The sequence below is a fragment of the Methylobacterium sp. WL103 genome (assembly GCF_008039885.1).
In the GTDB taxonomy this organism is placed as follows: domain Bacteria; phylum Pseudomonadota; class Alphaproteobacteria; order Rhizobiales; family Beijerinckiaceae; genus Methylobacterium; species Methylobacterium cerastii.
Genome location: NZ_VRUX01000206.1, coordinates 1 through 6,897, shown reverse-complemented (window position 1 = coordinate 6,897; position 6,897 = coordinate 1). Strand labels below are relative to the sequence as shown.

Genomic DNA, 6,897 nt, shown 5'->3' with positions numbered 1-6,897 from the left:
GTGGTAAACGGCCTGATGTACGTGCTGAGCACTGGCTGCCAATGGCGGGCGATCCCAAAGGATCTGGCGGCGCGAGGACGGGCGAGCGGCCCGCGTGCAGCATGCCGGCCTGCGCCGTGCGCTCGGAGCGGAAAGCCTCTTGCAGGCCCGCGACCTCGCCGCAGGGGATGCCCGCGGCGCGAAGCGCCTCGATCAGCGCCGCCCGCGGGATGCGGGTGAGCTCGCGGTCGATCTCGGGGGCGAGCCGTGCGCGATGGCGCGAGCGGCCGAGGTTGGTCGCGAAGTCCGGGTCGGCGGCGAGGTCTTCGCGGCCGATCACCGTGCAGAAGCGGCGATACTGGCCGTTGTTGCCGACCGTGATCACGAGGGGACCGTCCGCCGCCTCGAACACGCCGTAGGGCACGATCGCCGGGTGGGCGTTGCCGACCCGCTCGGGATCGCGGCCGAGGGCGAGGGCCGCGAGGCCGACATAGGAGGTGAGGCTGAGGCCGGAATCGTAGAGCGCCATCTCGACGTGGCGGCCGCGCCCGGTGCGGTGGCGTTGCAGCAGCGCGGCGAGCACCGCCTGCGCCGCGTACTGGCCGGTGAACAGGTCCACCGCCGCCACGCCGAACTTCAGCGGCGGCTCCTCGGGCCGGCCGTTCAACGCCATCAGCCCGGACTCGCCCTGCACCACGAGGTCGTAGCCCGGCCGGTCCGCCTCCGGCCCGTCGCCGACGTAGCCGGCCACCGAGCAGTAGACCAAGCCCGGGTTCTCGGCCGAGAGGCGCGCGTAGCCGAGGCCGAGCTTGTCGGCGCCGCCGCGCTTGAAGTTCTGGATCAGCACGTCGCAGCCGGCGGCGATCCTGCGCGCCAGGTCCGCGCCCTCTTCGGTCGCGAGGTCGAGGCCGAGCGAGCGCTTGTTGCGGTTCACGCTGTCGAAATAGGTGGTGTTGCCCGGGCTGGTGGCGACGCCCCAGTCGCGGGTGTCGTCGCCGCGCTCGGGATGCTCGACCTTGATCACGTCGGCGCCGAGGTCGGCGAGCACCTGTCCACACCACGGGCCGGCCAGCACGCGCGACAGGTCGAGGACGCGGATGCCCGACAGCGGCAGGTCCTGTTCCGTCGTCGGCTCCATCGGTTCCTCCAGATCCTGAATTCGGCGCGTCTGCAGCGCCGCCCGGCGTCGCGCCCGGCCTTCCGGTTTCGAAAAACCGGTATGTTCGGTTGACAGCGACCGCCATCGGCATAAATCGAATTTCGCAATCATGGAATAGCGGCCCGCCCGAGGTCGCGTCTGGGAGGTTGGCGTGTCGCATCCGGCGATCCGAGAGGCCGAATCGCCAGCGGAGGCTCGGGCGGAGGCTCGGGCGCGGCACTTCCCCGAAGCCTGCGACTGGGACGGCGCGATCGAGGTCGGAACGATTCCGGACCTGCTCGCGGCCGGCGTCGCCGGGGCGAAGGGGCCGGCTTTCGATTTTCGCGGACGCGCGATCGGCTTTCCCGAATTCGCCGACCACGTCGAGGCGATCGCCGCCGGCCTGATCCGGCTCGGGTTGGCGCCCGACGCCACGATCGGCCTGCACCTGCCGAACACCCCGTTCCACCCTGTGGCGTTCTTCGCCGCAGCCCGCGCCGGGCTGCGGGTGGCGCACCTGTCCGGCCTCGATGCGCCGCGGGAACTTGCGCACAAGCTCGGCACCACCCGCGCCCGCGTCCTCGTGACCACCAACCTGCCCGGCTTCCTGCCGGTGGCGCTGACGCTGCTCGACGAGGGCGCCGTGGACACCGTCCTCGTCGGCGACGACGCGGAATGGGGCGCCTCCACCGTGCTGGAGCCCCTGCCGATCCCGGACCGCTCCGGCGTCGTACCGCTGGCCGCGTTGCGCAGCGCGCCGCGCCCGGCCGCCTGGCCGCAGCGCAAGCCCTCCGACGTGATGCTGCTGCAATTCACCGGCGGCACCACCGGCCTGCCGAAGGCGGCGATGCTGACCCACGGCAACCTGACGGCCGCCGTCTCGATGTACCGGCTCTGGACAGACGACGGCGACGAGGGCGAGGCCTCGGCCCGCGCCGTCTGCGTTCTGCCGCTGTTCCACATCTACGCGCTGACGACGGTGCTCCTGCGCGGCATCCGCGGCGGCACGCAGATCCTGCTGCGCCAGCGCTTCGACCCGGAGGAGATCGTCGCCGACATCGAAGTCCGCCGCGCCACGGCGCTGCCGGGGGTGCCGACGATGTGGTTCGCGCTGCTGAATCGCCCCGGCATCGAGGCGGTGGACTTCTCGTCGCTCCGCTCGTGCATGAGCGGCGGCGCGCCCCTGCCCTTCGACGTGATGGGCCGCCTGAGCCGGCTGATGGGCGTCAACCTCGGGGTCGGCTGGGGCATGACCGAGACCTCGCCTGCCGGCACCCGCCTGCCGCGCGCGGCCGAGCGCCGGCCCGGCGTGATCGGCATCCCGTTGAAGGGCATCGCCATGCGGGTCGTCTCCCTCGACGACCCTTCGGTGGAGGTGCCGACCGGGGAGACCGGCGAGATCGCGATCCGCGGGCCCAACGTCTTCGCCGGCTACTTCGAGCAGCCGGACGCCACGGCCGAAGCGTTCCGCGACGGCTGGTTCCTCACCGGCGACATCGGGCGAGTGGACGAGAACGGCCTGTTCGACCTCGTCGACCGGCGCAAGAACATGATCATTTCGGGCGGCTACAACGTCTACCCGGTGCAGATCGAGAGCGCGATCTACGAGCATCCGGCGGTCGCCGAGACCATCGTCATCGGCATCCCTTGCAACTATCGCGGCCAGGCGGCCAAGGCCTTCGTCAACCTGAAGCCCGGCGCCGAGCGCTTCACCCTCGACGAGCTCAACGCCTTCCTCGCCAGCCGCATCGGCCGCCACGAGATCCCGCGGGCGCTCGAATTCCGGGACGCCCTCCCCCGTAGCCCGGCGGGCAAGCTGCTCGCCAGCGTGCTCGTCGCCGAAGAACAGGCCATGACGGCGCGCGACAACACCGGAGCCCGACCCGCATGATCGACGCCGTCATCGTCTCCACCGCCCGCACGCCGATCGGCAAGGCGTTCCGCGGCGCGCTGAACCTGACAGACGGCGCCGACCTCGGGGCGCACGCGATCCGCGCCGCGGTTGAGCGCGCCGGCGTCGAGCCGGCCGAGGTCGAGGAGGTCGTGCTCGGCTGCGGCTATCCTGAGAACGCGACCGGCGGCAACGTCGCGCGGCACGCGAGCCTCGTCGCCGGCATTCCGGTCGGGTCGGCCGGCGTGACGGTGTCGCGGTTCTGCGCCTCGGGCCTCGAGGCGATCGCCAGCGCCGCACGGCGCGTGATCCTCGACGGCGTGCCGGTGGCGGTGGCCGGCGGCCTCGAATCGATCAGCCTGGTGCAGCCGAAGGTGCAGAAGGAGCTGACCCGCAACGACTGGCTCTTCGCCCACCTGCCGGCGATCTACATGCCGATGATCGAGACCGCCGACATCGTCGCCGAGCGTTACGGCATTTCGCGCGAGGCCCAGGACGCGTTCGCGCTGGAAAGCCAGCGTCGCACCGCGGCGGCGCAGGAGCGCGGCCTGTTCGATGCCGAGATCGTGCCGATCTCCGCGATGATGTCGGTGACCGACAAGGCCACCGGCGAGACCCGCACCGTCGAGACGCGGCTCGCCAAGGACGAGGGCAACCGCCCCGACACGACGCTCGAAGGTCTGGCCAGGCTCAAGCCCGTGCGCGGCGAGACCGCGTTCATCACCGCCGGCAACGCCAGCCAGCTCTCGGACGGGGCCTCGGCCTGCGTGGTGATGTCGGGGGCGGAGGCCGTGAGGCGCGGGCTTGCCCCACTGGGCACCTTCCGCGGCTTCGCGTCGGCCGGCTGCGGCCCGGACGAGATGGGCATCGGCCCGGTCTTCGCGGTGCCGCGCCTGCTGGAGCGGCACGGGCTCAAGGTCGCCGACATCGACCTGTGGGAGCTGAACGAGGCCTTCGCGAGCCAGTCGCTGTACTGCCGCGACACGCTCGGGATCGACCCGGAGCGGGTCAACGTCAACGGCGGCGCCATCAGCGTCGGGCACCCCTTCGGCATGAGCGGCGCCCGCCTCGTCGGCCATGCCCTGCTCGAGGGCCGCCGCCGCGGGGCGCGCTACGCCGTCGTCACCATGTGCGTGGCCGGCGGCATGGGCTGCGCCGGCCTGTTCGAGATCGGGAACTGAGCCATGGACCTGCGCTTCACCGCCGAGGAGATCGCGTTTCGCGACGAGGTCCGCAGCTTCTGCCGCGAGAAGATCCCGGCCGAGATCCGCCGCAAGGTCTCGGAAGGCCGGGGCCTCGGCAAGGACGACGTCGTCACGGCCCAGCGCATCCTCAACGCCCGCGGCTGGGCCGTGCCGCATTGGCCGAAGGAATGGGGCGGCCAGGATTGGACGCCGATCCAGCGCTACATCTACACCGAGGAGCTGCTGCAGGCGGCGGTGCCGCTGCCGCAGCAGTTCAACTGCTACATGTTCGGCCCGGTGCTCGCGACCTTCGGCAACCAGGCGCAGAAGGAGCGCTTTCTGGCGCGCGCCGCGAACCTCGACGACTGGTGGTGCCAGGGCTTCTCCGAGCCCGGCGCCGGCTCCGACCTCGCCTCGCTCAAGACGAAGGCCGTGCGCGACGGCGACCACTACGTCGTCGACGGCCAGAAGACCTGGACGACGCTCGGCCAGCACGCCGACTGGATCTTCTGCCTCGTGCGCACCGACATGGAGGCGAAGAAGCAGCGCGGCATCTCCTTCCTGGTGATGGACATGACGACGCCCGGCATCACCGTGCGCCCAATCATCACCCTGGAGGGGCGCCACGAGGTCAACGAGGTGTTCTTCGATTCCGTGCGCGTGCCGGTCGAGAACCTGGTCGGCGAGGAGAACAAGGGCTGGGACTACGCCAAGTTCCTGCTCGCCAACGAGCGCACCGGCATCGCCCGGATCGGCCTGACCAAGGAGCGGATCCAGCGCATCAAGCGCTTGGCGCGGGAGATGCCGTCCGGCGCCGGCTCGATGTGGGACGACGGCGACTTCCGCGGACGCGTCGCCGAGGTCGAGATCGAGCTGAAGGCGTTGGAGATCACCCAGATGCGGGTCGCGGCCAAGCAGGGCCGCGCCGACTCGGTGCAACCCGACCCGGCCTCCTCGCTCCTCAAGATCCGCGGCTCGCAGCTCCAACAGGCCGCCACCGAACTGCTGGTGGAGCTGGCCGGCCCGTTCTCGCTCGCGGCGCCCGCCCGCGGCGGCGGCGGCAACAATCCGCCCGGCGGCTTCGACTGGGTGGATGCGGCCGCGCCGAGCTACTTCAACAACCGCAAGGTCTCGATCTACGGCGGCTCGAACGAGATCCAGCACAACGTCATCGCCAAGGGCATCTTGGGGCTTTGATTTCTGCTCCGTCCGGCGGGCGTGGCTCCGGACCACCCCCTCTCCCGGTGGGAGAGGGTTGGGGTGAGGGGCGTCACCTATCCGGAAAGGTCACGCCCCTCATCCTGTCCTTCTCCCCCTGGGAGAAGGGACCCGCGGCCGCATCGGTCGCGTCGAGCGTCTCGTAGAAAGCGGTTCGTTTCATGGATTTCGACTTCAGCGAAGAGCAGAACCTGTTGCGCGACAGCGTCGAGCGCTTCTGCGCCGACGGCTATCCCTCGCTGGAGGCGCGCCAGGCCCGGACCCGCGAGCCGATGGGGTTCTCCGAGGCGAACTGGGGCAAGCTCGCAGAGCTCGGCGTCTGCGGCCTGCCGTTCTCGGAAGAGGATGGTGGGTTCGGCGGCGGCGCGGTCGAGACGATGATCGTGATGGAGGCCATCGGCCGGAACCTCGCCGTCGAGCCGGTCTTCGCCAGCGGCGTCCTCGGCGCGACGGCGATTCGCCTCGGCGCCGATTCGGACCAGAAGGCGCGCTGGCTGCCCGGCCTGATCGAGGGCACCACGCGTCTCACGCTTGCCCACACGGAGCGGCAGTCCCGCTACGACCTTCACGATGTCGCGACGAAAGCCCGCCGCGAGGGCTCGCACTACGTGCTCGACGGCCAGAAGAGCGTGGTGCTGAACGCCGATTCCGCCGGCCTGATCGTGGTCAGCGCCCGCCTCTCGGGCGAGCGCCGCGACCGGCACGGCATCGGCCTGTTCGTGGTGCCGGCGGACGCGCCGGGCGTGACCATCGAAGCGTATCCGACCCAGGATGGCGGGCGGGCCGCGGAGGTCGCCTTCGCCAACGTCGCGGTCGGCGCGGACGCCGTCCTCGGCGATTCGGAGGACGGCCTGCCGCTCCTCGTGCGCGTGGCCGAGCACGGCATCGCGGCGCTGGCGGCAGAGGCGCTCGGCTCGATGTCGGCGCTGCACGCGCTCACCGTCGACTACCTCAAGCAGCGCAAGCAGTTCGGCGTGACAGTCGGCAGCTTCCAGGCGCTGCAGCACCGGGCGGTCGACATGCTGATCGCCCTGGAACAGGCGCGCTCGATGGCGATCTACGGGGCGATGATGGTGGATTCCGCCGACGCCGCCGAGCGCGCAGCCGCGCTCTCCGCGGTGAAGGTTCAGGTCAACAAGGCCTGCCGTTTCCTCGGCCAGGAGGCTGTGCAGCTCCACGGTGGCATCGGCATGACCATGGAGTACATCGGCGCGCACCACTTCAAGCGCTTGGCGATGATCGAGTACCAGCTCGGCGACACGCCCTACCACCTGCGCCGCGTCGCCGACGACGGCGGCCTGATCGCGGCCTAGATGTTTGGTCCCGGCATTTGGTGGAGCGGGTTTGACCTGAAGCGACTGGGCTCGGCGGACCATGCTTTGCAGATGGCCTCGTAGGGCGTGAGACCCCGCAGGGTCTTCAGGCGGCGGCCAAAATTGTAGGCGCTGACGAAGTCGGCCAGATGGGCGCGGAGCTTGTCGTAGCTG

Annotated in this window: 4 protein-coding genes and 2 pseudogenes; 4 read left to right on the top strand and 2 right to left on the bottom strand. The window is 70.7% G+C overall.

Going from position 1 to position 6,897, the window contains the following annotated elements; all coding sequences use genetic code 11:
- Window positions 1–136: 136 nt before the first annotated feature.
- Window positions 137–1,117 (bottom strand): annotated as a pseudogene (locus tag FV222_RS29620) (CaiB/BaiF CoA-transferase family protein); the annotation flags it as partial.
- Between the two features lie 172 nt (window positions 1,118–1,289).
- Here FV222_RS29620 and FV222_RS13710 point away from each other — a divergent pair.
- The 4 genes from FV222_RS13710 (at window position 1,290) to FV222_RS13695 (ending at window position 6,723) form a co-directional block, all read left to right on the top strand.
- Window positions 1,290–3,008, top strand: coding sequence for an AMP-binding protein (locus FV222_RS13710; RefSeq protein WP_147814666.1), 1,719 nt, complete (start codon window positions 1,290–1,292; stop codon window positions 3,006–3,008).
- Window positions 3,005–4,189: an acetyl-CoA C-acyltransferase gene (locus tag FV222_RS13705; RefSeq protein WP_147764900.1), complete on the top strand. Its 1,185-nt coding sequence runs from the start codon at window positions 3,005–3,007 to the stop codon at window positions 4,187–4,189. The genes FV222_RS13710 and FV222_RS13705 overlap by 4 nt, the downstream gene beginning before the upstream one ends.
- 3 nt (window positions 4,190–4,192) lie before the next feature.
- Window positions 4,193–5,389, top strand: a complete 1,197-nt coding sequence (locus tag FV222_RS13700; RefSeq protein ID WP_147814664.1) for an acyl-CoA dehydrogenase family protein — start codon at window positions 4,193–4,195, stop codon at window positions 5,387–5,389.
- 182 nt (window positions 5,390–5,571) lie between these two features.
- Entirely contained in the window at window positions 5,572–6,723 is a 1,152-nt protein-coding gene (locus tag FV222_RS13695; protein WP_147764902.1) for an acyl-CoA dehydrogenase, read from the top strand.
- On the opposite strand, the pseudogene FV222_RS13690 reads toward FV222_RS13695, so the two are convergent.
- Window positions 6,720–6,897 (bottom strand): annotated as a pseudogene (locus FV222_RS13690) (IS481 family transposase); the annotation flags it as partial. The gene FV222_RS13695 and the pseudogene FV222_RS13690 sit on opposite strands and share 4 nt — an antisense overlap.

Coding starts and splice junctions, on each gene's coding strand:
- FV222_RS13705 (WP_147764900.1), top strand. CDS start 3,005: ATGATCGACGCCGTCATCGTCTCCACCGCCCGCACGCCGATCGGCAAG.
- FV222_RS13695 (WP_147764902.1), top strand. CDS start 5,572: ATGGATTTCGACTTCAGCGAAGAGCAGAACCTGTTGCGCGACAGCGTC.
- FV222_RS13700 (WP_147814664.1), top strand. CDS start 4,193: ATGGACCTGCGCTTCACCGCCGAGGAGATCGCGTTTCGCGACGAGGTC.